This window comes from Falsiroseomonas sp. (genome assembly GCF_051860665.1).
Taxonomy (GTDB): domain Bacteria; phylum Pseudomonadota; class Alphaproteobacteria; order Acetobacterales; family Acetobacteraceae; genus Falsiroseomonas.
In genome coordinates, this window is the sequence record NZ_JBHYDM010000020.1 from 19555 (window position 1) to 45481 (window position 25927).

Annotated in this window: 25 protein-coding genes and 2 tRNA genes; 13 read left to right on the forward strand and 14 right to left on the reverse strand. The window is 71.4% G+C overall.

The features are described from left to right. On the reverse strand, positions 1 to 2682 hold the full coding sequence (locus ACTIF1_RS18190; protein WP_439597871.1) for a valine--tRNA ligase: 2682 nt from the start codon (positions 2680 to 2682) through the stop codon (positions 1 to 3). A gap of 98 nt (positions 2683 to 2780) precedes the next feature. Between ACTIF1_RS18190 and ACTIF1_RS18195 the strand changes: the two genes are divergently transcribed. Beyond that, positions 2781 to 3755, forward strand: coding sequence for a tripartite tricarboxylate transporter substrate-binding protein (locus ACTIF1_RS18195; RefSeq protein WP_439597872.1), 975 nt, complete (start codon positions 2781 to 2783; stop codon positions 3753 to 3755). Positions 3756 to 3764: 9 nt separating this feature from the next. Here the strand turns inward: ACTIF1_RS18195 and ACTIF1_RS18200 are convergent, their stop codons facing one another. The 3 genes from ACTIF1_RS18200 to ACTIF1_RS18210 form a co-directional block, all read right to left on the reverse strand. Further along, positions 3765 to 4370: a DUF2497 domain-containing protein gene (locus ACTIF1_RS18200; RefSeq protein ID WP_439597873.1), complete on the reverse strand. Its 606-nt coding sequence runs from the start codon at positions 4368 to 4370 to the stop codon at positions 3765 to 3767. Positions 4371 to 4373: 3 nt separating this feature from the next. Then, a complete protein-coding gene (locus ACTIF1_RS18205; RefSeq protein ID WP_439597874.1) occupies positions 4374 to 5771 on the reverse strand; it encodes a TolC family outer membrane protein in 1398 nt (465 codons plus the stop codon). 163 nt (positions 5772 to 5934) lie between these two features. After that, a complete protein-coding gene (locus tag ACTIF1_RS18210; RefSeq protein WP_439597875.1) occupies positions 5935 to 6657 on the reverse strand; it encodes a protein-L-isoaspartate O-methyltransferase family protein in 723 nt (240 codons plus the stop codon). A 205-nt stretch (positions 6658 to 6862) separates the two neighbouring features. On the opposite strand from ACTIF1_RS18210, the gene ACTIF1_RS18215 reads away from it, so the two are divergent. Continuing rightward, positions 6863 to 6933, forward strand: a tRNA-Cys gene (locus ACTIF1_RS18215). Between the two features lie 88 nt (positions 6934 to 7021). After that, a tRNA-Asn gene (locus ACTIF1_RS18220) sits at positions 7022 to 7096 on the forward strand. A 36-nt stretch (positions 7097 to 7132) separates the two neighbouring features. Here the strand turns inward: ACTIF1_RS18220 and ACTIF1_RS18225 are convergent. Then, a complete protein-coding gene (locus ACTIF1_RS18225) occupies positions 7133 to 8113 on the reverse strand; it encodes a Bug family tripartite tricarboxylate transporter substrate binding protein (RefSeq protein WP_439597876.1) in 981 nt (326 codons plus the stop codon). Between the two features lie 149 nt (positions 8114 to 8262). Here ACTIF1_RS18225 and ACTIF1_RS18230 point away from each other — a divergent pair, with 149 nt between their 5' ends. Both ACTIF1_RS18230 and ACTIF1_RS18235 read left to right on the forward strand, forming a co-directional pair. Further along, positions 8263 to 9141, forward strand: coding sequence for an ABC transporter substrate-binding protein (locus ACTIF1_RS18230; RefSeq protein ID WP_439597877.1), 879 nt, complete (start codon positions 8263 to 8265; stop codon positions 9139 to 9141). Positions 9142 to 9255: 114 nt separating this feature from the next. After that, positions 9256 to 9930, forward strand: a complete 675-nt coding sequence (locus ACTIF1_RS18235; RefSeq protein WP_439597878.1) for an HAD hydrolase-like protein — start codon at positions 9256 to 9258, stop codon at positions 9928 to 9930. 21 nt (positions 9931 to 9951) lie between these two features. Here ACTIF1_RS18235 and prpB read toward each other — a convergent pair whose 3' ends face one another. The 3 genes from prpB to ACTIF1_RS18250 are packed head-to-tail and all read right to left on the reverse strand — an operon-like array spanning position 9952 to position 12765. After that, positions 9952 to 10869 carry a methylisocitrate lyase gene (gene prpB / locus ACTIF1_RS18240; protein WP_439597879.1) on the reverse strand — a complete coding sequence of 306 codons (918 nt, stop codon included), beginning with the start codon at positions 10867 to 10869 and terminating at the stop codon, positions 9952 to 9954. A gap of 31 nt (positions 10870 to 10900) precedes the next feature. Further along, entirely contained in the window at positions 10901 to 11344 is a 444-nt protein-coding gene (locus ACTIF1_RS18245) for a nucleoside deaminase (protein WP_439597880.1), read from the reverse strand. After that, entirely contained in the window at positions 11344 to 12765 is a 1422-nt protein-coding gene (locus ACTIF1_RS18250; protein WP_439597881.1) for a sodium:proton antiporter, read from the reverse strand. The genes ACTIF1_RS18245 and ACTIF1_RS18250 overlap by 1 nt, the downstream gene beginning before the upstream one ends. A gap of 187 nt (positions 12766 to 12952) precedes the next feature. Between ACTIF1_RS18250 and ACTIF1_RS18255 the strand changes: the two genes are divergently transcribed. The 6 genes from ACTIF1_RS18255 to ACTIF1_RS18280 are packed head-to-tail and all read left to right on the forward strand — an operon-like array spanning position 12953 to position 18428. Further along, positions 12953 to 13645, forward strand: a complete 693-nt coding sequence (locus ACTIF1_RS18255; protein WP_439597882.1) for a CoxG family protein — start codon at positions 12953 to 12955, stop codon at positions 13643 to 13645. Continuing rightward, the gene (locus tag ACTIF1_RS18260) at positions 13642 to 14541 is read left to right on the forward strand and encodes an AAA family ATPase (protein WP_439597883.1); all 900 of its coding nucleotides are present in this window, start codon (positions 13642 to 13644) and stop codon (positions 14539 to 14541) included. The genes ACTIF1_RS18255 and ACTIF1_RS18260 overlap by 4 nt, the downstream gene beginning before the upstream one ends. Continuing rightward, entirely contained in the window at positions 14538 to 15761 is a 1224-nt protein-coding gene (locus tag ACTIF1_RS18265; RefSeq protein ID WP_439597884.1) for a vWA domain-containing protein, read from the forward strand. Before ACTIF1_RS18260 ends, ACTIF1_RS18265 begins: the two co-directional genes overlap by 4 nt. Then, positions 15758 to 16081, forward strand: a complete 324-nt coding sequence (locus tag ACTIF1_RS18270; protein ID WP_439597885.1) for an XdhC family protein — start codon at positions 15758 to 15760, stop codon at positions 16079 to 16081. Before ACTIF1_RS18265 ends, ACTIF1_RS18270 begins: the two co-directional genes overlap by 4 nt. Beyond that, positions 16078 to 16770 carry an XdhC family protein gene (locus ACTIF1_RS18275; RefSeq protein WP_439597886.1) on the forward strand — a complete coding sequence of 231 codons (693 nt, stop codon included), beginning with the start codon at positions 16078 to 16080 and terminating at the stop codon, positions 16768 to 16770. The genes ACTIF1_RS18270 and ACTIF1_RS18275 overlap by 4 nt, the downstream gene beginning before the upstream one ends. Continuing rightward, a complete protein-coding gene (locus tag ACTIF1_RS18280; RefSeq protein ID WP_439597887.1) occupies positions 16767 to 18428 on the forward strand; it encodes an NTP transferase domain-containing protein in 1662 nt (553 codons plus the stop codon). Before ACTIF1_RS18275 ends, ACTIF1_RS18280 begins: the two co-directional genes overlap by 4 nt. Positions 18429 to 18452: 24 nt before the next feature. On the opposite strand, the gene ACTIF1_RS18285 is transcribed toward ACTIF1_RS18280, so the two are convergent. Further along, positions 18453 to 19334 (reverse strand): MBL fold metallo-hydrolase, encoded by an 882-nt coding sequence (locus ACTIF1_RS18285; RefSeq protein WP_439597888.1) that lies wholly within the window; start codon positions 19332 to 19334, stop codon positions 18453 to 18455. A gap of 26 nt (positions 19335 to 19360) precedes the next feature. Continuing rightward, entirely contained in the window at positions 19361 to 20005 is a 645-nt protein-coding gene (locus ACTIF1_RS18290; protein WP_439597889.1) for a DsbA family protein, read from the reverse strand. 82 nt (positions 20006 to 20087) lie between these two features. Here ACTIF1_RS18290 and ACTIF1_RS18295 point away from each other — a divergent pair, with 82 nt between their 5' ends. Continuing rightward, the gene (locus tag ACTIF1_RS18295) at positions 20088 to 21023 is read left to right on the forward strand and encodes a LysR family transcriptional regulator (RefSeq protein ID WP_439597890.1); all 936 of its coding nucleotides are present in this window, start codon (positions 20088 to 20090) and stop codon (positions 21021 to 21023) included. Between the two features lie 2 nt (positions 21024 to 21025). Here ACTIF1_RS18295 and ACTIF1_RS18300 read toward each other — a convergent pair whose 3' ends face one another. Beyond that, a complete protein-coding gene (locus ACTIF1_RS18300) occupies positions 21026 to 21826 on the reverse strand; it encodes an alpha/beta fold hydrolase (RefSeq protein ID WP_439597891.1) in 801 nt (266 codons plus the stop codon). Continuing rightward, on the reverse strand, positions 21823 to 22206 hold the full coding sequence (locus tag ACTIF1_RS18305) for a hypothetical protein (protein ID WP_439597892.1): 384 nt from the start codon (positions 22204 to 22206) through the stop codon (positions 21823 to 21825). Before ACTIF1_RS18305 ends, ACTIF1_RS18300 begins: the two co-directional genes overlap by 4 nt. Before the next feature lie 111 nt (positions 22207 to 22317). Here ACTIF1_RS18305 and ACTIF1_RS18310 point away from each other — a divergent pair, with 111 nt between their 5' ends. Then, entirely contained in the window at positions 22318 to 23100 is a 783-nt protein-coding gene (locus ACTIF1_RS18310) for a helix-turn-helix domain-containing protein (RefSeq protein WP_439597893.1), read from the forward strand. Between the two features lie 3 nt (positions 23101 to 23103). On the opposite strand, the gene ACTIF1_RS18315 is transcribed toward ACTIF1_RS18310, so the two are convergent. Beyond that, the gene (locus tag ACTIF1_RS18315) at positions 23104 to 24570 is read right to left on the reverse strand and encodes a methyl-accepting chemotaxis protein (RefSeq protein ID WP_439597894.1); all 1467 of its coding nucleotides are present in this window, start codon (positions 24568 to 24570) and stop codon (positions 23104 to 23106) included. 85 nt (positions 24571 to 24655) lie between these two features. Further along, entirely contained in the window at positions 24656 to 25927 is a 1272-nt protein-coding gene (locus ACTIF1_RS18320; protein WP_439597895.1) for an amidase, read from the reverse strand.

Below are 25927 nucleotides of genomic sequence, written 5' to 3' on the forward strand. Positions count from 1 at the left end.
TCAGCCCGCGATCCGCGCCAAGGCCGCGTCCAGCCGTGCCATCTCCGCCTGGAAGGCGGCCAGGCGTTCGCGGTTCTCCTCCACCACCTCCTCCTTGGCGCGGGCGACGAAATCGGCATTGCCGAGCTTGGCCAGCACCTTGGCCGCCTCGGCCTCCGCCTTGGCGCGGGCCTGGCCGAGGCGGGCGCGTTCGGCCGAGAGATCGATGACATCGGCCAGCGGCAGCATCACCGTCGCCTCCCCCACCACCACCTGCGCCACGCCCTTGGGCACGGCGCCCTCCAGCGGCCGCACCTCGGTGGCCCGGGCCATGCGGCGGATCACCTCGATCCAGGCCTCGGCGCGGGCGAGCGTGGTGCCGGAGGCGCCGGAGAGCAGCAGCGGCACGGTGATGGAGGGTGGCACGTTCATCTCGGAGCGCACGCCGCGCACCTCCCCGATCAGGCGCACCAGCCAGTCCAACTCCTCCCGCGCCGCCTCGGCATCCGTCACCGGCACAGCGCCGGGCCATTCGGCGCGGATCAGGGTGCATTCGGCGCCGTAGCCGAATTCGGCGTGCAGCGCCTCGGTCATGAAGGGCATCGCCGGGTGCAGCAGTTTCAGGATGGTGCCGAAGACATGCTGGGCGGCGCCCTTCACCTCGTCCTTGGCGGGGCCGTCCGGCCCGTTCAGCACCGGCTTGGCAAACTCAAGGAACCAATCGCAAAAACTGCCCCAGACGAAGCGGTAGGCGGCGCCGGCATATTCGTCGAAGCGGAAAGCCTCGAGCGCCGCCGTCGCCTCCGCCACTGCCCGGTTGGACCCATCCAGGATCCAACGCGCCAGCGGCGTCTTTGCGCTGGCGGGATCGAAAGCCGGATCGGCCTTGATCCCGTTCATCTCCAGGAAGCGCGCGGCGTTCCAGATCTTCGTGCCGAACGAGCGGAAATCCTCGACGCGCTTGCGGCCGAGCTTCACGTCGCGGCCGGGACCGGTCAGGGAGGCGATGGTGAAGCGCAGGGCGTCGGTGCCATAGGCCTCGATCAGCTCCAGGGGATCCATGACGTTCCCCTTGGACTTCGACATCTTCTGGCCCTTCTCATCCCGGACCAGGCCGTGGATGTAGACTTTTTCGAACGGCACGCGGCCGTCCATGAAATGCAGGCCCATCATCATCATGCGGGCGACCCAGAAGAAGATGATGTCGAAGCCCGTCACCAGCACGTCGCCGGGGTAATACTTCGCCAGTTCCGGCGTCTGGTTCGGCCAGCCGAGGGTCGAGAAGGGCCAGAGTGCCGAGCTGAACCAGGTGTCCAGCACGTCCGGGTCGCGCACCAGCTCCACATCGCGGCCGAACTTTTGGCGTGCGGCGGCGCGGGCTTCCTCCTCGGTCTTGGCAACGAACACCTCGCCATCCGGCGCGTACCAGGCGGGGATCTGGTGGCCCCACCAGAGCTGGCGGGACACGCACCAGGGCTGGATGTCGCGCATCCAGGCGAAGAAGGTGTTCTCCCATTGGCGCGGCACGAAGACGGTCTGGCCGGTCTCCACCGCCTTGATGGCGGGCTGCGCCAGGGTCTTGGCATCCACATACCACTGCATGGTCAGCCGCGGCTCGATCGGCACGCCGGAGCGGTCGCCATGGGGGACCTGGTTCACATGCGGCTCCACCGCCGCCAGCAGCTCCATCTCCTCCAGCTTGGCGATGATGGCCTTCCGGGCGGCGAAGCGGTCCTGGCCCTCCAGGCTGCGGACGAAGGCGTCCTCCGCCCAGGGGCCAGGGATTTCGGCCAGCGTCACCTTGGCATCGGCATCGAGCACAGAGGGGCTGGCCAGGCCGTGCCGCTTGCCGACCTCGAAGTCGTTGAAATCATGCGCCGGGGTGATCTTCACCGCGCCGGTGCCCTTCTCGGGGTCCGAATAGGCATCCGCCACCACCGGAATGCGCCGGCCGGTCAGCGGCAGCACCAGGTGCTTGCCCACCAGGTCGGCATAGCGCGCATCCTCGGGATGCACCGCCACCGCCGTATCGCCCAGCATGGTCTCCGGCCGCGTCGTCGCCACGGTGACAAAGCGGCCCGGCTCGCCGTCGACCGGGTAGCGCAGGTGCCAGATGTGGCCCTTCACCTCCCGGCTCTCGACCTCCAGGTCCGAGATCGCCGTCTGGAACACCGGGTCCCAGTTCACCAGCCGCTTGTCGCGATAGAGCAGGCCCTGCTGGTAGAGGGTGACGAAGACCTCCCGCACCGCCTCCGACAGGCCCTCATCCATGGTGAAGCGCTCACGCGGCCAATCGAGGCTCGCGCCCAGGCGGCGCAGCTGGCGCGTGATGGTACCGCCCGATTCCCGCTTCCACTCCCAGACATTGGCGAGAAAAGCCTCGCGCCCCATCTCGCGGCGCTTCAGCCCCTGCGAGGCGAGCAGCCGCTCCACCACCATCTGAGTCGCGATGCCCGCATGGTCCGTGCCCGGCTGCCACAGCGCGTCGCGACCCTGCATCCGCCGGAAGCGGGTCAGGATGTCCTGCACCGTCATGGTCAGGGCGTGGCCGATATGCAGGCTGCCCGTGACATTGGGCGGCGGGATCATGATGGTGAACGGCTTGGCCGCAGTTTCGGGATGCGCCGCGAAGGCGCCTGAATCCTCCCAGCCCTGGTAGAGGCGGGGTTCGATGGCGGCGTGGTCGAAGGTCTTGTCGAGCATGCGGCATCCCTTCCCCGCCTTCCCGCTTCCGTCAAGGCCCGGCTGGACGCAGCCTGCCCCGCGCGCCATAGGTCTCAGACGGGATGGGAGACAAAGCCATGCACAAGATCGGTCGCCGTCCGCTGCTGGCGGGCCTCGCGGGCGCCACCCTCGCCGCCCCCGCGCTCGGCCAGCCGGCCTGGCCGAACGGCCCCATCCGGATCATCGTCCCCTTCCCGCCCGGCGGCTCCGTCGACACCATCACCCGCCTGCTGCAGCCGCGCCTGAGCGCCGAGCTCGGCCAGCCGGTGGTGATCGAGAACCGCCCCGGCGCCTCCGGCGCGCTCGGCACCGCCGCCGCCGCCCGCGCGGCGCCCGATGGCAATACCTGGGTCACGGTCTTCGACAGCCATTCCGTGAATCCCTCCTTCATCAGCAATCTCGGCTTCGATGCGAAGCGGGACCTGGTGCCGGTGATGCAGATCGGCGCCGCGCCCATGCTCATCACCACCCACAATTCCCGCCCCTGGCGGAAGCTGGAGGAGGTGATCGCGGCGGCCAAGGCGGCGCCCGACACCATCACCTATGGCAGCATTGGCGTCGGCAGCCTCTCGCACCTGACCATGTCGCTCATGCAGCAGCGCGGCGGCTTCAAGATGGTGCATGTGCCCTATCGCGGCGGCGGCCCGATGAGTGCGGCGGCCGCGGCCGGGGAGCTCGACCTGCCGATGGCGAGCAATGCCGGCCTCGGCGGCCAGGTCGGCCAGTCCCTCCGCCCGCTGGCGCAGACCGGCGGCCGCCGATCGACCCTGTTTCCGGACCTGCCGACGGTGGCCGAATCGGGCGTGCCCGGCATCGATGCCCAGGCCTGGTGGGCGGTGCTCGGCCGCGCCGGCACGCCGGAGCCGATTCTGCGCCGCTTCCACGCCGCGCTGGCCAAGGCGCTGGAGGTGCCGGAGGTGCGCGCCCGGCTGGCCGAACCGATGGGGGTGGAGATCGTCGCCTCCACGCCCGAGGATTTCGGCCGCTTCCTCGATACGCAGATGGAGACCTGGTCGGCGGTGATCCGCGACAACCAGATCAAGCCGGACTGAGCGCGCCCCTCAGGGCGCGGCGCGGCCGATCACGCGCTCGATCTCGACCCGCACCAGCCGCTCCACCAGCGGCGGCAGGTGCTGGTCGAGCCAGGCCTTCAGCAGCGGGCGTATCTCCTCCCGCACCACATCCTCGATGGAGGGTCCGCCGCGGGTGACGGTGGCGGCACGCTCCTCCGCCACGCTGCGCAGCAGGGTGGCGAGCGTCGCCGTGGTGGCGGCGGCGACGGCGGGGGCGATCAGCCCCTCCGCCGCGGACATCACATTGGCGACCGTCATCGGCGGTTCGGGCTCCGGCGGGGGCGGCGGGCCAGGTGGCGAGACAGGCGGCGGCTCGGGCGCCAGGGCCTGCGGCGGCGCGGGTTCCGGCTCGGGCTCGGGCTCCGGTTCCGGCTCGTCTTCCATCTCCGCCGGCGGCTCCGGCGCCGGCGGGGCGGCGACGAGCATTGCCTCCGTCAGGTCCAGGGGCTCGAACTCGGCATTGGGGTCGGCGGGCTTGCCCGCCCCCTCCTGCGCCTCGTCCTCGTTCAGGATGCGGCGGATCGAGGCGAGGATGTCATCCATCGCCGGATCGCTGCCACCGCCCGGCCGGCCGGGCTGGCCCGCGCCGCTCATGCCTCAGCGCCCCCGGTCGGCATAGTCGCCGAAGCCGACCCAGCGGTTCCGCACCTCGCGGTAATAGGCCTCCATGTCATAGACCTGCACCGGCAGGCCGAGATCGCGCGCCGTGAGACGCCCGACCGAGGCGGCCAGGCTGTGCGAGGCGGTGATGACATTGGCCAGCGCCCGCACCAGGCTGACGCGGGCATTCAGCAGTTCCTGCTCCGCATTCAGCACATCCAGCGTGGTGCGGCTGCCGACGATGGCCTCCCGCTGCACGCCGTCGAGGGCGATCTCGGCGGCGCGGATCTGGGCGCGCACGCTGTCCACCTGGGCGCGGGCCGCGGTCAGCGTCTCCCAGGCCGAGGTCGCCTGCTGGGTGGCCAGGCGGCGCTGGTCGTCCACCACCTGGCGGGCCTGCTGCGCGCTCTGCCGCGCCTGGCGCACCTGGGCGTATTCGGCGCCGCCCTGGTACAGCGGCACGGTCAGGTTCGCCGTCACCTGCGTGCCGTTCAGCCGCGTATCGGTGGTGGAGGTGGAATTGTCGTTGCGGAAGGTGGAGCCGGTGACGCTGACCTGCGGCAGCAGGCTGGCGAAGTTCACATCCACCAGGTCGCGTGCCGCGGCCTCGTCGAACAGGGCGGCGACCACATTCGGGTTGTTCTGCCCGGCCAGCGTGCCGGCCTCGGCCGCCGTGGCCAGCGGCACGCGCAGCGGCTGCGGTGCCACCAGCGCGCGCGGCGCCTGGCCGACGAGGCGGGAGAAGGTGGCGCGGGACTGCTGCAGCCGCCCTTCCGCATCGGCGCGGGAGGCGCGGGTGCCGGCCAGCCGGCTTTCCGCCTGGGCCACGTCGGTGCGGGTGATCTCGCCCACGCGGAAGCGCTCATTCGTCGCCTGCAGCTGGCGGGTCAGCACCTGCTCGTTGTTGATATTGAGGCGAACCTCCTCCTGGTCCCGGATCACGGCGACATAGGCATTCACCGTATCCGACAGCACCTGCTGCTCGGTCGCCAGCAGCCGGGCGCGCTGCGCCAGCACCTGGTTCTCCGCCCGGCGGGTGGAGGCGGTGGTGCGCCCGCCGCGATAGATCGGCTGGGTGACGGAGGCCTGGTTCGAGACGATGTCCCGCGCCCGCCAGGGAGCGACGACCCGGTCGGCCGAATTGGTCGAGGTGGTGGCCTGGCCGACGCCGGTCGTGATCTGCACCGTGGGCCGCCAGCCGGCCAGCGCCTGGGGCACATTCTCATCCACCGCGCGCAGCTGGGCGCGGGCGGCCTGCAGCGTCGGGTTGTTGGAATAGGCGAGCGCCAGCGCCTCCTGCAGCGACTGGGCGGCGGCGGGGCGGTGGCTGGCCACCAGGGCGGCGGGCGCCATCAGCAGCGCGGACAGCGCGAGAGCGGGACGGGAGAAGATCATCTGTCGGCGGCTCCTACTTCCCGCGTGGCGGGGCGGGTAGACCAGCATTCATGGCCCAGGTCGGTATCGGTCGAAGGCGCGGTCCCCACCGCGCGCCGGCCGCCCTGCCCTGCACCGCCGCCGAAGCCAGGGCCCAGCGGGCTCTGCATCGGCAGCCTGCACATCAGAAGACGAAGCCCGGCGCCGGCTGGAATTGCGGCAGGGGCAGCGTGGCGCAATCGAAGGCATCCGTCACGCTGAAGCTGCCACCCTGCCGCAGGCCCCAGACGGCGCGCGAGGACAGGCCACGCTCGGCGGCGGCCAGCACCGTGGCCAGGCGGCCACCCTCGGCGAGCTGCGCCGCGATGGAATCGGGCACCGCGGGCACCTCGCCCTCGATCAGGATGGCATCATAGGGCGCGCCGGCGGCATGGCCCTGCGCCGGATCCGCCTCCACCAGCGTCACCGCGCCGGCCGGCAGGCCTGCCAGCGCCCGCCGGGCGATGCCCAGCAGCGCCGCATCCGATTCGACCGCGACGACTCGCGCCCCGCAGTCGGCGGCGACGGCGGCCGCATAGCCGGTGCCGGCACCGAGCACGAGCATGCGGTCGCCCTCCCGCACCCGCAGCAGCTGCAGCAGGCGGGCGATCACCATCGGCTCGATCAGCGCGCGGCCGTTGGCCAGGCGCACATCCTCATCCGCATAGGCCAGCGGGGCGAGCTGCGGCGGCAGGAAGGCCTCCCGCGGCAGGCGGCCCATGGCAGCCAGCAGCGCCGGATCGGTCACCTTGTTCGGCCGCAACTGGCCATCGACCATGAAGCGGCGCGCCGCCGCCATGCCGTCTGCCGCATCCATCGGGGCGGTCGCCGCCGCGCGATCCAGGTCCATCATCGCCGCCTTATCCATGCCGCGCTTATAGGGGTCCGCCCGCCGGCGGCCAAGCACCGCTTCGGCGACGCAGCATCGGGCGCACCATCCGGCCAAGATATTGAGGAAGGCTTGAGGCGGCGCTTGACCGCCGCCGCGCCCTGCCGGATAGAGGCGCCGCTTCACGGTGCCGCGTCGCGGCACCTTGAGGTGAGCTTCACGGTGCCGCGTCGCGGCACCTTGGGGCCGCGTGGCAGAGTGGTGATGCAGCGGACTGCAAATCCGTATATGCCGGTTCGATTCCGGCCGCGGCCTTTCGATTTTTCGACCCCATCCTGCAGCTTCTGCGGCAGGGCGGGTTTACCGGGGACCGGGTGCTTGCTATAGCCCGCCCCCTGGCTGATCCGGCGTGGCGCAGCGGTAGCGCAGCGGACTGTTAATCCGTTGGTCGTTGGTTCGAATCCAACCGCCGGAGCCAATTCCCCTTCCCCGCAGATGCGATATCCGCTGTTCCTCAACCGAGGATCTGCGTCGCCTCCAGCGTGTCCCCGACCGCCTGCCAGTCCCGCGCCACCAGCGCATCCAGCGCCGCCGGCGCCAGGGGCCGCGGGCGCAGGCCCAGCCGATCGATCAGCGTTGCCACCGCCGGCTGCGCCGCCGCCTCCCCGATCGCCGCATGCAGCCGCGCCCGCACCGGCGCCGGCGTGCCGGCCGGCGCCAGGAAGCCGTACCAGAAGGAAAGCGGCCAGTCGGTGACGCCCGACTCGGCCAAGGTCGGCAGGTCCGGCAGCGCCGGCCAGCGCGTCTCGGACACCGCCACCAGCCCCCGCATCTGGCCGCTCTGCACGAAGCTCAGCGCATTCGGCCCCATCACCGCATGCGCCTGGCCGCCCAGCACCGCATTGATGGCGGGCACGATGCCGGCGAAGGGCGCGTGCAGCAGCTCGATTCCCAGCCGCCGCTGCAGCAGCGCCCCGGCGATATGCCCGTAGGACCCCACGCCAGGCGAGGCATAGACCAGCTCCCCCGGCCGCTGCCGCGCCAGGGCCGCGAAATCCGCCAGCGTCGTCACCGGAAGCGTCCGGTCGATCGCCAGCAGGTTGTAGGCATCGCCCAGGAAGGCCACCCCGGCCAGGTCCCGCCGCGGATCGAAGCGCAGCTGCGAGACGCGCGGCACCATGGAGAGCGTCGCATTATTGGCGATCAGCAGCGCATGGCCATCCGGCCGCGCCGCGATCACCTGCTGCGTGCCGATCCCGCCACCCACCCCGGGCCGGTTCTCCACCACCACCGAAACGCCGAGGGTCTGCTGCAGCGACTGGGCGATGGCGCGGGTGATGGCATCGCTGACCGCGCCGGCCGGAAAGGGGGCGATGATGCGGATCGTCTGGCTCGGCCAGTCCGTGGCGGCGCGGGCGGCCAGCGGCAGGGCGGCGGCCAGGCCGGCGCCGAGCAGGGCGCGGCGCCGCAGGCGCGGAAGATCGTCTCGGGACATGGACAGGCTCCTTGACCGCCGGGGCGCGGCTGTTCCGCGATCCCTGCGCGTGGAATAACGCGTCTAACTTTCGTATTTCACAGAACACGCGTTTACAAGACGTGCTTTCGTGTTATTCCACGACCGGCCCTGATGTATGGAGGAAGCCCATGTCCGATGCTGCCCTGCCGGTGATCCGTATCGCCCCCAATGGCCCGGTCTTCGACCTGCCCATCCTCGTCGCCCTCGAGCACGGCCTGTTCCGCAAGCATGGCGTCGAGGTGGTGCTCGCCAGCACCTACGACCCCGATCTCAGCGATGCCGATGCCTTCGCCCGGCAGAAGGAGGCGTTGTTCGAGGCCGGCGGTGCCAGCGCCTACAATCTCTGCGAATGGGCGGGGCTCGATCGGTCGGAGCGCGGCAGCCGCACCTCCCGCGTCGCCTCGCTGCGCCCGGCGGTGGCCGCCCAGGGGCTGGTGACCTTCGACACGGCGCTGCGCGAGCCGCGCGACCTGGCCGGCGTGGCCGTGGCCATCAACGACCGCACCGGGTCCCACTATACCGCGCTGCAACTGCTGGAAGGCCCGCTGGCGCGGGAGGAGATCGTGCTGGAGCATCTGGGCTCCCCCAAGGCGCGCTATGCCGCGCTGAAGGAGGGCCGCGTCCGCGCGGCGATGCTGATGGAGCCCTTCCTGAGCCTGGCGCTGAAGGAGGGCGCGCATCTGGTTTCCACGATTTTCTATCGTGGTTCCCAGGTCGTCTCCCCCGAACTGCCGCCGGCGGCGGTGGAGGGCTATACCAGGGCGGTGGATGAGGCCGCGGCGCTGATCACCGCCGATTTCGCCCGCTACAAGCACTATATCGCCGCCCCGGTGCAGGACCGGCTGAAGCCGGAGGAGCTGGCGGACCATTTCGTCCACTATGCCCCCTCCCGCCCGCTGGACGAGGCGCGCTTCACCTATGTCTATGAGTGGATGCGCGGATGGGGGCTGACCGAGGGCCAGCATGGGTTCGGCGACCTGGTGGCCGCGCCCCGCGCCGCGGCGTGAGGGCGGCCGACCCCGCCGGATCGTGATCCGCACAGCCTCCGCCTTCCATTGCGGAGGCGGTGGCGACGCGGCATGGAGGCAAGGGGTTCCCTTAACGCAGGATGCAGACCAGGGGTGGACGGGCAGATCGCGTTCAGGCTCGGCGCCGCCACGCAGCGCGGCGCGGCCCGCCCCAGCCTCGTCCTTTTCGACCTCGACGGCACGCTGGCCGATAGCCGCGCCCTAATGTTCGAGATGCTGGACCATGCGGCCCGGCATTTCGGCTTCCGCCGCATCGACCAGGCGGAGGCCGAGGCGCTGCGCGACCGCGATGCGCGCAGCATTCTGCGGGCCCTGGAAGTGCCCTTGTGGCGCCTGCCGCGCATCGCGGCCCATATCAAGGCCCTGGCCGGCACGGCACCGCCGCCGCCGCTATTCCCCGGTGCCGGCGCCATGCTGGCGCGGCTGCAGGCGGCGGGGATGACGCTGGCGCTGGTCTCCTCCAATTCCGAGGCGAATGCGCGCCGCGCCCTGGGCGCGGAGGCTGCCTGCATCGCCCATTGGGCCTGCGATGCCACGCTCTTCGGCAAGGCCTCCCGCTTCCGCCAGGTGCTGCGCCGCACCGGCAGGGTGCCGGCGGAGGCGATGGCCATCGGCGACGAGCTGCGCGACATCGCCGCGGCGCGCAGCGCCGGGCTGGCTGCCGGCGCCGTCGCCTGGGGCTATGCCCTGCCCTCCGCGCTGGCCGCCGCGGGGCCGGATATCCTGTTCGACAGCATGGCGGATATCCCGGCCTTCCTCGGCGTGTGAACCGCCCCTTCTACTGGGTTTCTACTGGGGCATCCCCTCCGGGATCACCGTAGCGATCAGGGAGGAATCCAGCGCCTCATACTCGTGATAGCCGATGGTGGCGTAGAGCTGGGCACGGGTCTGCATGCGGTCCAGCATCTTCATCGTGCCACCGTCGCGATTGATGGCGGCATAGAGCTCCTCCATGGCCTTGGCGGCGACCCGCAGGTGGCTGACCGGCCAGATCACCATCGCATAGCCGAGATCCTGGAATTCCTGCGCCGTGAAGAAGGGCGTGCGGCCGAACTCCGTCATATTGGCCAGCAGCTTCACGCCGGGCATGCGGCGGGCGAACTCGGCGAACATGTCGCGGGTGACCAGCGCCTCGGGGAAGATCGCGTCGGCGCCGGCCTCCAGATACAGCTTCGCGCGGGCGACGGCGGCATCCATGCCCTCGCTCGCCACCGCATCGGTGCGGGCGATGATGGTCAGGTGGCGGCGCGCCTTGCGGGCGGCGGCGACCTTGGCCGCCATGTCCCGCGCATCGGCCAGCTTCTTGTCGTTCAGATGGCCGCACTTCTTCGGCAGCAGTTGGTCCTCCAGATGCACCGCGCCGGCGCCCGCCTCCTCGAAGACGCGGACCATGTGCATCACGTTCAGCGCCTCCCCATAGCCGGTGTCGCCATCCACCAGGATGGGCAGGCCGGCGGCGCGGGAGACCTGGCGGATGTGGAAGGCGACCTCGTCCACCGTGATCATGCCGAGGTCCGGCAGCCCCATGGTGGCGGACATGGCGGCACCCGACATGTAGAGCGCCTCGAACCCCGCCTGCTTGGCCAGCAGGGCGGCGATGCCGAGATGCGCGCCCGGCATCTGCAGGATCTGCGGCCGGTCCAGCAGGGCGCGGAAGCGCACCCCCGCGGGGGCATCGGGCAGGTCGTCGGCGATCACATAGGGCATGGCGGGCTCTCCGAAGGGCTTGGTCCCCATACTACGCCTGCCCGATATCCTCCGCCCAGACCGCCGGCCTCTCTCGCTGGAAGCGCTGCATCAGGGCGTGGCAGGCCGGGTCGTCCAGTACCGTCACCTGCACGCCGTGGGCGCGCAAGAAGTCCTCGTTCCCGGCAAAACTGCGGTTCTCGCCGATGACAACCCGGGGGATGCCGAATTGCAGGATGGTGCCGGTGCACATCATGCAGGGGGTCAGGGTGGTGTAGAGGGTGGTGCCCGCATAGCTGCGCAGCCGCCCGACCTGGCGCAGGCAGTCCATCTCCCCATGCGCGATCGGGTCGTTCTGCTGCACCCGGCGGTTCCGCCCGGCGCCCAGCAGCCGCCCCTGCACGCCGACCAGCACCGCGCCCACCGGCACGCCGCCCTCCGCAAACCCCGTCTGCGCCTGGTCGAGCGCCAGGGCCATGAAGCCGGCATCGTCCATCAGGCGCCCCGGAAGAAGATGAAGGTGATCAGCACGAAGAGCGGCACCAGGAAGACCAGCGCCCAGCCGCAATAGGCGAAGAAGGAGGGCATGCGCACGCCATTCTCCTCGACGATCGCCTTCACCATGAAGTTCGGCGCATTGCCGATATAGCTGTTGGCGCCCATGAAGACCGCGCCGCAGGAAATCGCCGCCAGAGTCAGCGCCCCCTGCCCCATCAGCATCACCGGATCGCCGCCCGCAAGCTCGAAGAAGACGATGTAGGTGGGCGCATTGTCGAGGAAGCTGGAGAGCACGCCGCTCATCCAGAAATACACCCAGGGGATCGGCGCGCCCTCGGGGGTCGAGGTCAGCGCGACCAAGCCCGCCGCCGCGCCCTGGCTGCCGGCCTGCAAAATGGCCAGCACCGGCGCCATGCAGATGAAGATCGCGGCGAAAAGCTTCGCCACCTCCAGGATCGCGCCCCAGGCGAAGCCATTCGCCTCCCGCAGCGCGTTGCTGGTGAAGGCGACGGAGATGACGGTGATGGCCGCGAACAGCAGGATGCCGACCACCCGCTCCACCTCCATCTGCTGGCCCAGCACGTTCATGCTGCCCAGCTTCACATAGCCCATGCCGATGACCACGCCGACGATGGCGACCACCAGGGCCACGTTCAGCCAGCCCTCCAGCCCCACCGCCTCCTTGGCGGCGACCGGCGGCACCGGCTTCTCCCGGTTCCAGGCCAGCGTATCCAGCACCCAGTAGACCGCGAGCAGGATCACCACGCAGGTGGCGAATTCGGCGAAGAGATGCGTGGTCGGCCAGAAGAAGGACACGCCGCGCAGGAAGCCCAGGTAAAGCGGCGGATCGCCCACCGGCGTCAGGCTGCCGCCGATATTGGCCACCAGGAAGATGAAGAAGACGAAGGTATGGGTCTTGCGGGTGCGGAAGGCATTGGCCCGCAGCACCGGGCGGATCAGCAGCATGGCCGCGCCCGTGGTGCCCATCATGCTGGCCAGGATGGTGCCGATGGCCAGCAGCGCGGTGTTCACCGTGGGCGTGCCGACCAGCGACCCCTTCAGCAGCACCCCGCCTCCGGCGGTGTAGAGCGCGGTCAGCAGCGCGATGAAGGGCACGTATTCCAGCACCATCACATGCGCGAACTGGTACCAGGCGGCCCCCGGGCCGAAGACCGCGGCGAAGGGCAGCAGGAACAGCGCGGCCCAGAGGGCGGCGATCTTGCCGTAGTGGTGGTGCCAGAGATGGCCGGCCACCAGCGGCATCAGCGCGATGGAGAGCAGGATGCCGACGAAGGGAATGCCCCAGGCCAGCGACAGCTCCGCCCCCGGCACGCCTGCGGCCAGGGCGGGCATCGGGGCCAGGGTGCCGAGCGCCAGGCCGGCCGTCATCCCCAGGCCGCGCGCCATCATCCCGCTCATCCCCCACTCCCCCGTTTTGGCCATCCCTGGCCTCAGGCTTAACCCCTAAGGCGCCGCGCGTCACGATCCCGTGGCCCAGCCCCGCCAGGCCGGAAAAGCGCCGCGGCTTCACCTTCCGTCACGCCCGCCCTTTCCGCGCCGGCTTCCCGCGCCTAACTTCCGCGGCTGCAAAGCGGAGACCTCACGCATGGAAATGTCCGGCGAACGGCGCATCGGCGCACCTCGGGAAAAGGTCTGGGAGGCGCTGAACGATCCCGCCGTCCTGCAGGCGGCGATTCCCGGCTGCGAAAGCGTCGAGCGGATCGGGGACGACCAGTTCCAGGCCAAGGTCTCGATGAAGCTCGGCCCGATGTCCGCCAAGTTCGGCGGCAAAGTGCTGCTGTCCAATATCGTGCCGCCGGAATCCTATACGATTTCCGGTGAGGGCCAGGGCGGCGCCATGGGCTTCGCCAAGGGCGGCGCCGATGTGGCGCTGGAGGAGCTGGGCCCCTCCGACACGCTGCTGCGCTACAACGTGAAGGCGCAGGTCGGCGGCAAGATGGCGCAGCTCGGCGCCAGGCTGATCGACAGCACGGCCAAGTCCATGGCCGACCAATTCTTCGACCGTTTCGCGGCGCAGCTGCAGCCGGCGGAGCCGGTGGCGGCCGTCGCCGGCACCGATACCGAATACCTGGCCGAGCCCGGCGCGCCTGGCCCGATCACCCAGCATGGCGCCGATGGCGTCTCCCCGGGCGGTGCCGTGCAGCGGCCGAATCCGGCACCGGCGCAGATGCCGCTGCCGCTGCGCCTGCTCACCCAGGATTTTCTCGGATTCCCGGCGCAGGTCTGGCTCGGCGGGGCGGCGATGATCGTCGTCCTCGCGCTCATCTTCCTGACGTGAGCGTACCGGCCGACGTCGCTGCGACGCAGCGCCTGCTGGCGGAAGGCGGCTATGTCGCCGACCGCCAGCTGGCGACGACCATCCACCTGGCGCTGCGCATGGGCCGGCCGATCTTCCTGGAAGGGGAGCCCGGCACCGGCAAGACGGAGATCGCCAAGGTCCTGGCCGCCCAGCTGCCGCGCCGTCTGGTGCGGCTGCAATGCTATGACGGCATGGACCTGGCCTCGGCCGCCTATGAGTGGAACCACGCCAGGCAGCTCATGGCGATCCGCCTGGCGGAGGCCAGCGGCGCGGCGACCGACCGCGCGGCGCTGGAGGCCGGCATCTACGACCGCCGCTTCCTGCAATCCCGCCCGCTGCTGGATGCGCTGGAGGGCGAACCCGCCGTCCTGCTGATCGACGAGCTGGACCGCGCCGACGAGCCCTTCGAGGCCTTCCTTCTGGAAATCCTGGCCGATTTCCAGATCAGCATCCCGGAGCTTGGCGTGGTGAAGGCCGCGACACCGCCAGTGGTGGTCATCACCTCGAACCGAACCCGCGAAGTGCATGACGCGATCCGCCGGCGCTGCCTCTACCATTGGGTGGACTATCCCGACGCCGCCCGCGAGCGTGCCATCCTGAAGATCCGCGCGCCGCAGGTGGGCGAGACGCTCTCCGCCCAGGTGGTCGCCTTCGTCCAGGCCGTGCGCGGCGCCGATACCTTCAAGCCGCCCGGCGTCGCCGAGACCATCGACTGGGCCGCGGCGCTCTCCGCGCTGGATGCGCGGGAACTGGAGCCCGCTCTGGTGGATGAGACGCTCGGCGCCCTGCTGAAATACCAGGACGACATCGCACGCATCCGCGGCGCGGAGGCGGCGCGGCTGGTGGCCGAGGCCAGGGGGGCGGCGGCGGCGTGATCCCGCCGAAAAGCGCGCTGCTGCTGCCGCAGGCCGGGCCGGGCGGCGCGCTGGCCGGCAATCTGCTCGCCTTCGGCCGGCTGCTGCGCCGCGCCGGTGTCCCGGTCGGGCCGACCGAAATGCTGGCCGGCGCCGCCGCCCTGACCGCGATCGAGATCGGCGACCGCGCCCAGCTGCACGCCGCGCTGCGCGCCACCATGGTCCACCGGCACGAACATTTCTTCCTGTTCGACCAGGCCTTTTCCTTGTTCTGGCGGGACCCCGAGGCGGGCCGGCACGCCGCCACCATGGCGCTGATGGAGGGCGTCACCGAACCCGCCAAGCCGAAGCCAGCCGACCGCCGCCTGGCGGAAGCGATGCAGGGCGACCGGCCCAAGCCTCCGAAACCGCCGGAGGAGCCGCCCGAGGATCGCGTCGACATGACCTTCACGGTCAGCGAGCGCGAGCGGCTGCAGTCCATGGACTTCGAGGCCATGTCCGCCGCCGAACTGGCCGCCGCCAAGCGCGAAATCTCTAGACTTGTCCTGCCGCTCGACGCCCGCCCCACCCGCCGCTTCCGCACCGACACCGGCGGCCCGATGGCCGATATGCGCGCCACAACCCGGAAAAGCCTGCGCACCGGCGGCGAGATCCTGGACATCGCGCGCCGCCGCCGCGTGGTGCGGCCACCGCCGCTGGTGGCGCTGTGCGACATCTCGGGCTCCATGGCCCGCTATGCGCAGATCCTGATCCATTTCCTGCACGCCATCGCCAATGACCGCGACCGCGTGCACACCTTCCTCTTCGGCACCCGGCTGACCAATGTCACCCGCCAGCTGCGCCACCGGGATGCCGAGGTGGCCTTCGAGGCGGTGGCCAAGGCGGTGCCGGACTGGTCCGGCGGCACCCGCATCGGCGATTCGCTCGACCTGTTCAACCGCCTCTGGTCACGCCGGGTGCTCGGCCAGGGCGCGGTGGTGCTGCTAATCACCGATGGGCTGGACCGCGAGGGGGCGCGCGGCCTGTCCGAGGCCACCGACCGCCTGCAGAAAAGCTGCCGCCGGCTGATCTGGCTGAACCCGCTGTTGCGTTACGCCGCCTTCCAGCCCAAATCTCAGGGCATCCGGGCGATGCTTCCGCATGTGGATGAGTTCCGGCCGGTCCATAATCTGACGAGCCTGCGCGACCTGGTCTCCACCCTGTCCGACCCGCGCGGAGGCCGAATGAGGAGCGCGGCATGAGCGCCGATTCCGAAGACATTCTCGCAACCGCCGCCGCCTGGCGCGCGGCGGGCGAAGACGTGGCGATCGCCACGGTGGTGGAGACCTGGGGCTCCTCGCCGCGACCGGCGGGCTCTCGCCTGGTGGTCACTGCCTCCGGCCGCATGGAGGGCAGCGTTTCGGGGGGCTGCATCGAGGGGGCCGTGGCGGATGCCGCAAAGCAGACCATGCAGACCGGGACGCCGCAGCTGCTGGATTTCGGCATTTCGGACGATCGCGCCTGGGAAGTCGGCCTGGCCTGCGGCGGCAAGCTGAAGGTCTTTGTCGAGAAGGTCGGATGACGCCCGAGCTTCTCGCCCGGCTGACCGCGGCGCGCGCCGCCAAGCGCCCGGTGGCACTGCTGACCCGGCTGGACAGCGGCGCGCAGCTGCTCTTCCCCGATGACCAGGTGCCGGAGGCGCTGGCCGCCGAGGCTGCGGCCGCGCTGCGCGCCGACAAGGCCCGCAATGTGGAGCAGGACGGAGCCGCCTGGTTCATCCAGCCCCAAAACCCGCCGCTGCGGCTGATCGTGGTGGGCGCGGTGCATATCGCCCAGGCGCTGGTGCCGATGGCCGCCCGCCTCGGCTATGCCGTGACCGTGGTCGACCCGCGCCGCGCCTTCGCCACCGAGGAACGCCTGGGCGCGGAGGTCGCCATCTCCTCCGATTGGCCCGATGAGGCGATGACGGCCCTTGCCCCCGATACCCGCACCGCCGTGGTCACCCTGACGCACGACCCGAAGCTGGACGACCCGGCGCTGGAAGTGGCGCTGCGCAGCCCGGCCTTCTATATCGGCTGCCTCGGCAGTCGAAGGACGCATGCCAAGCGCCTGGAAAGACTTCGGGAGGCCGGCCTCAGCGAGGCGGAGCTCGGAAAAATCCACGCGCCGGTCGGCCTTGACATCGGGGCGGTGACGGCGCCCGAGATCGCCGTTTCCATCCTTGCCGAAATCGTCGCCAGCCGGCGCGGACCGAAACTGGAAAAACAATGAACTTCGGCCCCACCCCGCTGGAGGAGGCGCGCGGCGCCATCCTCGCCCATACCGTCCGCCTGACGGGCAAGGTGATCAAGAAGGGCACCGTGCTGGACGAGGAGGCGATCGCGGCACTGCGCGAGGCCGGGCGGCGCGACGTGATCACCGCCCGCCTGGAATCCGGCGACGTGCCGGAGGATGAGGCGGCGGACCGCATTGCCGAGGCGCTGATGGCCCCCCTCATCGCCCGCTCCCGCGCCGCCACCGGCCGGGTGAACCTCTTCGCCGAGAGTCCGGGCCTCTTCACCCTCGATGCCGCGCTGATCGAGCGGATCAATGCGGTGGATGAGAGCATCACCATCGCCACCCTGCCGAACCACAGCGTGGTCGATACGCGGGAGATGCTGGCCACCATCAAGATCATCCCCTTCGCCGTGCCCGGACGGGTGCTGGCGGTGGTGGAGGCGATCGCGCGCGGCCGCAGGCCGGGCCAGGCGCAGGCGCTGACGGTGCAGCCCTTCCAGTCGCTCAGCGTCGGCCTGGTGCTGACGGAACTGCCGGGCATCAAGGAAAGCGTCATGGAAGGCGCGGTGGAGGCGACCGAGACGCGCATCCGCGCCCTGCTCGGCACGCTGCTGCCGGTGGAACGCGTGCGGCATGAGGAAGGCCCGGTGGCAGAGGCGCTGACCCGGCTGAAGCGGGCCGGCGCCGAGTTGCTGCTGATCGCCGGCGCCTCCGCCGTGGTGGACCGGCGCGATATCGGGCCCAGCGCCATCGTGCGGGCCGGCGGCGTGATCGAGCATTTCGGCATGCCGGTGGATCCGGGCAACCTGATCTGCCTCGGGCGCGTCGGCGATGTGCCGGCGCTCGTGCTGCCCGGCTGCGCCCGCAGCCCGAAGCTGAACGGCTTCGACTGGATCCTCGCCCGCATCTTCGCCGGAAGGAAGGTCACGGCGCGGGACGTGATGGGCATGGGCGTCGGCGGGCTGCTGAAGGAGATCGAGCAGCGCCCCCTGCCCCGCGCCGAGGCGCCGCGCACCCCGCCCTCCACCAATGCCCCGCGCCGGGCGCGGACGGTCTGCGCCCTGGTGCTGGCCGCTGGCCGGTCCCGCCGCATGGCACCGCTGAACAAGCTGCTGGTGCCGGATGCCAAGGGCGTGCCGATGATTCTGCGGGTCGTCGACAATGTCCTGGCCTCCCACGCCGCGCCGGTCATCGTCGTGACGGGGCATGAGCGGGAGCGGATCGAGGAGGCGCTGGCGGGCCGGCCGGTGCTCTTCGCCCATGCGGACAACTATGCCGATGGGCTCTCCGCCTCGCTCAAGGCCGGTCTCGCCGCGGTGCCGGCGGAGGCGGAGGGCATCATGGTGTGTCTCGGCGACATGCCGCTGGTCACCGCGCCGATGCTGGACCGGCTGCTGACCGCCTTCGACCCGGAGGAGGGCCGCGCCATCGTGCAGCCGACCTTCCGAGGCAAGCAGGGCAATCCGATGCTCTGGTCGCGCGAATTCCTGGGCGAGATGCTGGCCATCACTGGCGATATCGGCGCCCGCCACCTGGCCGCCAAGCATGCCGACCGCATGGTGGCGGTGGAGATGGCGAGCGACGCGGTGCTGCGCGACTTCGACACGACGGAAAGCCTGAAGGGCCTGCCGGAATTCGCGGCGAAGCGCTGAGCGTTTGCCGGAGGCCGCGCGGGCTCAGCCCCAGGGCATCTCGCCGGTGGCGACCCGGGCGCCGATGTCGATCGCCACTTCCATGCCGAGGCCGAGGAAGCGCGCTTTCATCGCCGCGTTCAGCGCCGCGCCATTGGCGGCTTTCGCCAGCTCCTCCTCGAAGGCCGTGAGATAGGCCAGCGTATGCGCCACGGCCGAGACGTCCATGGCCGCCGCCGGCGTCATGTGGCCGGGCACGACGACGGCGGGGCCGCGCGCGGCGATCCGCTCCAGGTTCGCCCGCCAGGCGGCGCGCAGGGCCGGCGTCTGGGTATCGGCGGTCCAGACATGCACGCCGGCGAAGACCAGCACGCCGCCGACCACCGCCCGCAGCTCCGGCACCCAGAGATAGCGGCGGTTCCCCATGCCCTCGGCGGCGACGATCTCGATCGCCGCACCATCCACCTGCAGCGCGCGGCCTGTGAAGGGCGCCGGGATCACCACATCCGCCAGGCTGGCCGGGCCGTTCTCGCGCAGCTGCGGGCCCCAGGTGGCCAGCTTCTTCTCCACATTGCCCTGGATCGCCGCGATGGTCTCGGGCGCCGCCAGGATGCGGGCCTCCGGGAAGGCGTCCCGCAGCGGGCGCAGGCCGAAATAGTAGTCGGGGTCGCTCTGGCTGACATAGATGGTGGTCAGGCGGCGGCCGCTGGCGCGCACCGCCTCGACCATCGCGCGGCCATCGGACAGGGTGAAGCCGCCATCCACCAGCACGGCCTCCGTCGCGCCGGAGATCAGCACGGGGGCGCGGAAGAAGCCGGTCGGGCCGGCCGGCAGGGCGCGGAGCGTCAGGCCGGCGGCGCGGGCGGGCATGGCCGCGGCGGCAGGGGCGGCGAGGGAAGCGGTCATCAGCCGTCTACGGGTGGTCATCGGGGGGGTCTCCTCTCGGGTGGCGGTCAGGTGGCGGCAAGGCTGGCGAGCAGGGCATCCGCCCCGCCGAACAGCAGGCTCGCGGGCATCAGGCGGCGGTGGGCGCCACGGCCGACGACCAGCGCCGGCACGCCCTGCGCGCCCATCGCCTGCATCAGCGCCTGGCTTCCGGCGGTACGGCGGCGCATCGCATCCAGCAGCGCCGCATCCGGCGCGGCCAGGCGGGCGGCCGCTTCCGGCAGGTCCAGCGCGGCCAGCAGGCGGGTGAGGACCGAAACATCGGTGATATCGGCGGCGTCCACATAGCGCGCCTGCTGGATCGCCTTCAGCGCGGCGTGCTCCTGCCCCGGCGCCGTCTCGGCCACCGCGACCAGGGCCAAGGTCGCCGGGCCGGAATCGAAGCGGCGCGTGGCATCGCCCAGCACCTGGCGGCGATAGGCCTCGCTGAAGGTCTGGCCGGTCAGGCGGGCGATGCGCTGGTCGTTGGACCAGGCATGGGCCGCCATGCCCGCATCCATCGGCCGCGCGCCGGGGCCCGAGAAGAGCCCGGTCGGCGCCAGCTCCAGCGCCACGCCCGGCAGCGCGGCCAGCCGGTCCAGCACCGGGCTCGCGCCGTAGCACCAGCCGCAGAGCGGATCGAAAAGATAGGTGATGGGGGGTGAGGCGGTCATGTCGGATCTCCTGCCCGCTCCAGATGCCATCCGGGCACTGGCGCGATAAGACCGACACATCGGACACACTGTATGGTTATGGTTGACAGTCAGGCGGCAGCCCGGCCTGCTGCCGCGCATGAACCTGAACCGCCTCGCCTATTTCGCCGCCGTCGTGGACACCGGCTCCTTCACCCGCGCCGCGGCGCGGCTGGGCATCACCAAGGCGGTGGTCAGCCAGCAGGTCCAGCAGCTGGAGCGGGAGACCGGCACCACCCTGCTGGTCCGCACCACCCGCCGGGTGAACCCGACCGAGGCCGGCCGCCTGTTCCATGCCCGCTGCACCCTGCTGCTGCGGGAGGCCGAGGATGCCTATGACGAGCTGGCCCAGGCGGTGGCGGAGCCCAGCGGCACGCTGCGGGTGACGGCGCCGAACGACTATGGCGTGGCGCGGCTGGTGCCGGTGGTCACCGATTATCTGGCACGCCACCCCGCCATGCGGGTGGAGCTGACGCTGGGCGATGCGACCGTGGACCTGGTCTCCGGCGCGCTGGACCTCGCCATCCGCGTTGGCTGGCTGAGCGATTCCAGCCTGCAGGCGCGGCGGATCGGCGGCTTCCGGCAGCTTCTGGTGGCCAGCCCCGCCCTCGCCGAGGGTATCGCCGCGCTGCAGGCACCGGAGGACCTGGCCCGGCTGCCCTTCATCGCCCATGCCGGGCTGCGCGAGCCGCTGGCCTGGCACTTCGCGCGTGGCGCGCTGGAACGCCGGACGGTGCGGCTCGAGGCCGCGCTGGCGATCGATACCACGCCGGGCGTGCTGGCGGCGGTGCAGGCCGGGGCGGGGCTGGCGGTGCTGCCGGACTTCCTGGTGGCTGCGCCACTGGCCGCCGGGCAGCTGCTGCAGGCCCTGCCGGAGTGGGAGCTGCCCTCGGGCGGCATCCACGCCGTGCTGCCGGCGGCCCGCTTCCGGCCCGCCAAGGTCACCAGCTTCCTGGCCCTGCTGGTGGAGGCCGAGCGGCGGGCCGCGGCAGCAGGCTGAGTTCAGCCCTTCGCGAAGCCCACAAGCTCTGCTGCCAGCCAGTCCGGATCGCTGACGATCAGGCCATGGGGCGCGCCCGGCCGCACCAGCAGCCGCGCGCCGGGCACCAGCGCGGCCGTGGCCCGGCCGGTCAGCTCGATCGGGCAGGTCGCATCGGCATCGCCCTGGATCACCACCACCGGCAGGTCCAAAGCGCGCAGCTCGGCCCGGAAATCGGTCTCCGCCAGGCTTCGGTGAAAACCCAGCAGGAAGGGCAGGCTGGCCTGGCGGGCGAGGCCGCAGATCCAGTCCAGCATGGCCTGGCTGGGCCCCGGTCCGCCGAAGGCGCGGGCATTGCGCGAAAGCCAGTCCGGAAAGTCCCGCCGCAGCTCCGCGCGCAGGGCCTCCAGCGCCGCCTCCGGAATGCCCGCCGGGTTGTCCGGGCGCTGCACCAGCAGCGGCGTGGTCGGGCCGATCAGCGCCAGCCGCGCCACCCGGTCCCGCCCATGCCGGGTCAGGGTGCGCACCGCCTCCCCGGCCGCGCCGGACATGGCGACCAGCGTAACATCCCGCAGATCGAGCGCCGCCAGGACATCGGCGAGGTCGTCGGCGAGGGTGTCGTAGTCCCAGCCACGCCCGGGGTCCTCGGAGCGGCCATGGCCGCGCCGGTCATAGGCCACGGCGCGCAGCCCGGCCGCCGCCATGGCCTGCATGGCCTGGTGCCAGCTGTCGCTGGGCAGGGACCAGCTGGCGAGGAAGACCACCGGCGCGCCCTGCCCGGCCTCGCGATGGAACAGGCCGACGCCATCCCGCGTGCGGATCATGCCGGCACCTGCCGCGCCGGCAGTGCCAGGACCTGCAACAGGGTGAAAGCCGCGGCCACCGCCGCCTGGGCCAGCACGAAGGCCTGCCCGAGGGGGCTGGGCGCCAGGCCGAAGGCGCCGATGGCCAGGCCAAGGCTTTCCAGCACCCAGAGCGTATTCAGCGCGATGATGGCCAGCACCGCGCCCCGCCGCGGCGCGGCGGCAAGGCCGAGCAGCGCCACGAGGCCGGCCCAGGGTATCAGGAAAAGCCCGGCGCCGCGCAGCAGCGGCTCGGGCAGGTTCAGCGGCGCGGCCAGCCATCCGGCGCCGAGCGCCAGCAGCAGGCCGGAGCCGGCGCAGGCCGCAGCATCGCCCAGCAGCGCCAGTTTCAGCATCCTCATCGGGTCTCTCCTTCGGCTTCCGAGACCCGCACCCAAGACCCGCCCGCCGCCGCCGCGCGATAACCTCGGAGGTCATGGGAAGCCCGCCACGGACGCGCCTAGGATGGCCGCATGTCCGCGCCCTATCCCCCCATCGGCAGCCTGCTCCGCGACTGGCGCCAGCGCCGCCGCCGCAGCCAGCTCGACCTCGCGCTCGATGCCGAGATCTCGACCCGGCACCTGAGCTACCTGGAATCCGGCCGCGCCCGGCCGAGCCGGGAGATGGTGCTGCGCCTCGCCGCCCAGCTCGATGTGCCGCTGCGCGCCCGCAATACGCTGCTGCTGGCCGCAGGCTTCGCCCCCGCCTATCGCGAGGAGGCGGCGATGGATGGGGTGCGGGCGGCGGTGCAGCTGATCCTGGACGCCCAGGCGCCGAACCCGGCGCTCGCGGTGGACCGGCACTGGCGGCTGGTGGCGGCGAATGCGGTGGTGCCCAGGCTGCTGGAGGGCCTTGCGGAGCCCGCGCTGCTGGCGCCGCCCGTCAATGTGCTGCGCCTGAGCCTGGCCCCCGGTGGCCTCGCCCCCCGCATCGGCAATCTGGCCGAATGGCGCGCCCATGTGCTGGAGCGGCTGCACCGGCAGGTGGAGGCCAGCGGCGATGCCACCCTCGCCGATCTGCTGGCGGAACTGCGCGCCCTGCCCGCCCCGCCGCAGGCCGCGCCGAGCACGCCGGCGCTGCCACCGGGCGGCCTCGCCGTGCCCCTGCTGCTGGACAGCCCGGCCGGGCCCTTGGCGCTGCTTTCCACCACCACCGTCTTCGGCACGCCGGTGGAGGTGACGCTCTCCGAAGTCGCGATCGAGGCCTTCTACCCGGCGGACCCGCAGACGGCGGAACGCCTGCGCCGCCTGGCCTGACCGTCAGCGCGCCAGCACCTGCGCCGCATCCGTGGTCTTGCGCACGGCGGTGGAAACGCTGCCGACGGCGGCCTCCATCTCGCCGACGCTGTCCAGCACCGCGCCGACCGCGGCGGCGGCGCCCTGGGCGCTGCTGGACATGCCCTGGGTGACGCTGGCCTGTTCCTCCACCGCGCCGGCGGCGTGGTTCACCTGGTCGCGCACCGTGGTCGCCTGCTCCCGGATGCTGATGACGGCCTGCGCCACGCTGGCGGAGCGGGTCTGCAGGCTGTCGATCTCCTTGGTGATCTGTTCCGTCGCCTGGGCCGCCTGCACCGCCAGGTTCTTCACCTCGGAGGCGACGACGGAGAAGCCCTTGCCGGCCTCCCCCGCGCGGGCCGCCTCGATGGTCGCGTTCAGCGACAGCAGGTTGATCTGGCTGGCGATGCTGCGGATCAGGGCGACGATGCCGCTCATCGCCTGGGTGGCGCTGGCCAGGCCCTCCGTCTCCGTGGCGACGCGCGCCGCCTGCTGGAAGACCGCATCCGTCGCGGTCTGGGAGGCCACCATGCTGCCCGAGATCACCCGGATGGAGCCGGCCAGCTGCTCCGCATTCTCGGCGACGGAGGCGACATTGGCCGTCGCGGTGGCCGCGGCCTGCTTCGCGGTCAGCGCGCCGGTATTGGAGCGGCCGACCTCGCGGTCCACCTCCTCGATATTCTCCCGCAGCTTTTCCAGCAGATCCATCTGCGCGGTGATGTCGGTGGCGAACTTCACCACCTTCGTCACCTGGCCGTTATGGTCGAGGATCGGGTTGTAGGACCCCTCGATCCAGACCGGCCGGCCGGATTTGGACAGCCGCTTGTATTGGGCCGACATCGGCTTGCCGGAACGCAGCGCCTCCCAGAAGGCCTTGTAGTCGGCGGAGCGGGCGTAGGCCGGCTCGACAAACATGCTGTGCTGCTTGCCGCGGATCTCCTCCAGCCGGTAGTCCATGGTCTTCAGGAAGTTCTCGTTGGCGGTGACGATGGTGCCGTCCATCGTGAATTCGATGACCGCCTGGGCACGGCCGATGGCGGCGATCTGCGCGGCATAGTCCAGGTTCAGCAGCCGGTGATGCGCATCCTCCCACTCCACCACGAAGCCGGCGCGGCGGCCGCCCTGGCCGATCGGCGAGACCAGCAGGTCGAAGGCGCGTTGGCCGATGCGGATGGTGGCCGAATGCGGCTTGTCCAGCACGGCCAGCATGCGGCGCTGGTGGTCCGGATTCTTGTGGAAGACGTCGATATTGCTGCCCAGCAGCGTCGCCATGCTGAAGCGCGGCAATTCGCGGCGCAGCTCCTCCTCCGCCTCCGCCATCATCGTGGTGACGGCCTGGTTCATATAGATGATGTTCAGGTCGGGATCGGCGATCATGATCTTGGCGCGCACGCAATCCAGCGCGGCAAGACGCTCCAGCGAGCGGTCGGGGCGGTGGGGTCGAAGGAACATCTCGCGCTCCTGGGATGGGAGCCCGGGGTATACGCGCCCTGTGTTTCGCGGCCCTTAATTTCCCGACCTTCCCACTAGGGAATTCTCACCCCTCCAGCGCCGCCTGCAGCCAGCGGGCGGTGGCCAGCAGCGCCGGATCCTCCGCGATGCGGCCCACCAGCTGGACGCCCAGCGGCAGCCCGCCCGGCCCGGTGCCCGCGGGGATGGTCACGTTCGGGCCATGGAGCAGCGTCCAGAGCAGGTTGAAGGTGGCCTCCCCGGTATGGGCCAGGCCCTCCGGCGCCTCCCCGGGCGCGGAGGGGGTGAGCACCGCGTCGAAACCGGCGGTCCAGTCCAGGAAGGCGGCGCGCGCCGCCATTGCCGCGCGGCGCGCCTCATCCAGCTTGGCGGGCGCAAAACCGCCGGCCCAGTCCAGCCGGTCCAGCAGCACGGGGGAGATCTGGGCCCGCGCCTCGGCATATTCCCAGGCGAGACCCTGGCGGGTCTCCATGTTCATCAGGAAGGGGTGCAGCTCGGCAGCCTCGGACAGCGCGGGCGGCAGCGGCGCCTCCACCACCTCCGCCCCCGCGCGGCGGGCGGCTGCCGCCGCGCCTTGCAGCAGCGCCACCGTCTCCGGCCGCGCCGCCTCCGGCGCCTGGCCCAGGCTGAGCAGCAGCCGCGGCGCGCGGTCGCGCTTCGCCTCCGGGTCGGGATGGTCGCGGCCGGTCATGGCGCCCATGGCCAGGGCGCAATCGGCCAGGCTGCGCGCCATGATCCCGATCGTATCCAGGCTTTCGGAGCACACCTTCATGCCGCCGCGATGGAAGGTGCCGAAGCTCGGCTTGAAGCCGACCACGCCGCAAAAGGCGGCCGGCCGCACGATGCTGCCCGCGGTCTGCGTGCCGAAGGCCAGGGGCACCAGGAAATCCGCCACCGCGGCGGCGGAGCCGGAGGAGGAGCCGCCCGGCGTATGCGCGGGATTGTGCGGATTGGTGGTGGCGCCCGGGTGGCGCGTGGCGAATTCCGTGGTGACCGTCTTGCCCATCACCACGCCGCCCGCGGCGCGCGCCGCCGCCACCGCCGCCGCATCGCCGCGCGGCCGGTGTCCGGCCCAGATCGGAGAGCCATAGCCGGTCGGCATATCCGCCGTATCCAGCACGTCCTTCACGCCGAGCGGGATGCCGGAGAGCGGCCCGGGGCGGGCGCGCGCGGCATTGCGCCGCGCCTGGCCGGGGTCGAGGTGGATGAAGGCGCGCAGCACCGGCTCCCGCGCCGCGGCGCGGGCCAGGCAGGCCTCCATCAGCTCAGGCGCGGAAAGGCGGCCGGCGGCGATGGCGCGCGCGGCCTCGGTGGCGGTCAGGCGGTTCGGTTCGGTCAT

Bases quoted from the DNA above. Each gene is read 5' to 3' on its own strand.
- ACTIF1_RS18210 (WP_439597875.1), bottom strand. From the start codon at position 6,657: ATGGATAAGGCGGCGATGATGGACCTGGATCGCGCGGCGGCGACCGCC.
- ACTIF1_RS18310 (WP_439597893.1), top strand. From the start codon at position 22,318: ATGTCCGCGCCCTATCCCCCCATCGGCAGCCTGCTCCGCGACTGGCGC.
- ACTIF1_RS18230 (WP_439597877.1), top strand. From the start codon at position 8,263: ATGTCCGATGCTGCCCTGCCGGTGATCCGTATCGCCCCCAATGGCCCG.
- ACTIF1_RS18255 (WP_439597882.1), top strand. From the start codon at position 12,953: ATGGAAATGTCCGGCGAACGGCGCATCGGCGCACCTCGGGAAAAGGTC.
- ACTIF1_RS18285 (WP_439597888.1), bottom strand. From the start codon at position 19,334: ATGACCACCCGTAGACGGCTGATGACCGCTTCCCTCGCCGCCCCTGCC.
- ACTIF1_RS18270 (WP_439597885.1), top strand. From the start codon at position 15,758: ATGAGCGCCGATTCCGAAGACATTCTCGCAACCGCCGCCGCCTGGCGC.
- ACTIF1_RS18190 (WP_439597871.1), bottom strand. From the start codon at position 2,682: ATGCTCGACAAGACCTTCGACCACGCCGCCATCGAACCCCGCCTCTAC.
- ACTIF1_RS18245 (WP_439597880.1), bottom strand. From the start codon at position 11,344: ATGGACGATGCCGGCTTCATGGCCCTGGCGCTCGACCAGGCGCAGACG.
- ACTIF1_RS18195 (WP_439597872.1), top strand. From the start codon at position 2,781: ATGCACAAGATCGGTCGCCGTCCGCTGCTGGCGGGCCTCGCGGGCGCC.
- ACTIF1_RS18200 (WP_439597873.1), bottom strand. From the start codon at position 4,370: ATGAGCGGCGCGGGCCAGCCCGGCCGGCCGGGCGGTGGCAGCGATCCG.
- ACTIF1_RS18315 (WP_439597894.1), bottom strand. From the start codon at position 24,570: ATGTTCCTTCGACCCCACCGCCCCGACCGCTCGCTGGAGCGTCTTGCC.
- ACTIF1_RS18225 (WP_439597876.1), bottom strand. From the start codon at position 8,113: ATGTCCCGAGACGATCTTCCGCGCCTGCGGCGCCGCGCCCTGCTCGGC.
- ACTIF1_RS18205 (WP_439597874.1), bottom strand. From the start codon at position 5,771: ATGATCTTCTCCCGTCCCGCTCTCGCGCTGTCCGCGCTGCTGATGGCG.
- ACTIF1_RS18305 (WP_439597892.1), bottom strand. From the start codon at position 22,206: ATGAGGATGCTGAAACTGGCGCTGCTGGGCGATGCTGCGGCCTGCGCC.
- ACTIF1_RS18280 (WP_439597887.1), top strand. From the start codon at position 16,767: ATGAACTTCGGCCCCACCCCGCTGGAGGAGGCGCGCGGCGCCATCCTC.
- ACTIF1_RS18275 (WP_439597886.1), top strand. From the start codon at position 16,078: ATGACGCCCGAGCTTCTCGCCCGGCTGACCGCGGCGCGCGCCGCCAAG.
- ACTIF1_RS18320 (WP_439597895.1), bottom strand. From the start codon at position 25,927: ATGACCGAACCGAACCGCCTGACCGCCACCGAGGCCGCGCGCGCCATC.
- ACTIF1_RS18250 (WP_439597881.1), bottom strand. From the start codon at position 12,765: ATGAGCGGGATGATGGCGCGCGGCCTGGGGATGACGGCCGGCCTGGCG.
- ACTIF1_RS18290 (WP_439597889.1), bottom strand. From the start codon at position 20,005: ATGACCGCCTCACCCCCCATCACCTATCTTTTCGATCCGCTCTGCGGC.
- prpB (WP_439597879.1), bottom strand. From the start codon at position 10,869: ATGCCCTATGTGATCGCCGACGACCTGCCCGATGCCCCCGCGGGGGTG.
- ACTIF1_RS18300 (WP_439597891.1), bottom strand. From the start codon at position 21,826: ATGATCCGCACGCGGGATGGCGTCGGCCTGTTCCATCGCGAGGCCGGG.